Here is a 1,026-nt window from a genome sequence, read left to right as displayed (position 1 = left end):
CCATGTCGGCGCCGCATCAGGTGGCCGATCTTACGTTCGACCTTGGGGCGGGTGGCTCGGTAGTCGGCTGCCCAGTCGGGATCCTGCTGCCGCTGGCGAGCTTCAGCGAGGTGCCCCTCATGAGGTCCAACTCGGATGCTGCGGCCACGTGCGGCCTGGGTGCACTCCGCTCGCAACGGACAATCGGCGCATGCACCGGCAAAGCTAGCGATCCCCCCGCCGTCCGCCGTGCGGCGGATCGGGGCGGTGAGCCCGGCGGGACAGGTCACGGTGTCTGTGTCGAGGTCGACTTGGAAGTCACTCTTCGGGAACAGACCGTCCCGATTGCTAGGAGGCTGGGTTTTGCAGCCCGAGTCGATGCCCTCCTTCTCGAGATGGTTGAGAAACTCGCCGGTGCCGTAGGCCGCATCGCCGTAGACTTTCGGACGTTCGGATTCTGGCTCATCCGCGTAGCTGCGCTCCGGCTCGGAGCCGGCGCTGGCATCGCCTGCGTCAGAGGACGCGACCTCGCTACCTACAAGGTCGTCGATGAGGTCGGCTGCGACGCTGGCGTCACCCGCGTTACCCGCGCTGACCGCGGTCTGAGTGATGATCTCGCTGTCGGGATCCAAAGCCAGATGGCCCTTGTAGCCATCGAAACCCTGCGACGCGCTCTTGTGACCGTGGCGTGCCTCCGGATCCACAGTCGAGATCACACGATCTTTGGCCACTCGGCGGGCGATGCGATACGTGCCGTCCTCGGTCTCCTCGAGCTCTTGGCCGACCACGGTGGCCAACAGCTCGGCGGCCTCTTTGACCTCGGCGCTCAGCGCGCGACCCTCAAGAACCAGCAGGCAGGCGAAAGCATCGCGAGCCCGCGAGTCGATGAGTTCCTCGCGCGCATCCGTGTCGTCCCAGTCGATTTGAGGCTTGGCGCTCGTGGCGTAGTCATCGCCGCTGGCAAGGACTCCTCGCAACTCGCTTTCCAGCTCCTCCTCGGCCACTCTCAACAGCGAGCGGATCGCCGAACGGATCAGTGTGATGGTG

The 1,026-nt window shown here is 65.4% G+C and carries 1 protein-coding gene; it reads right to left on the bottom strand.

Translation table 11 applies throughout. The features are described 5' to 3' along the window. Window positions 1-1,026 (bottom strand): transposase (locus tag GY769_17380; protein MCP4203692.1); only part of this gene is annotated, 1,026 nt, incomplete at both ends.

It is taken from the genome of bacterium, assembly GCA_024224155.1.
Lineage (GTDB): Bacteria > Acidobacteriota > Thermoanaerobaculia > Multivoradales > JAHEKO01 > CALZIK01.
The sequence above is the reverse complement of the archived record's forward strand: the minus strand, read 5'-3'. Positions and strand labels throughout refer to the sequence as shown.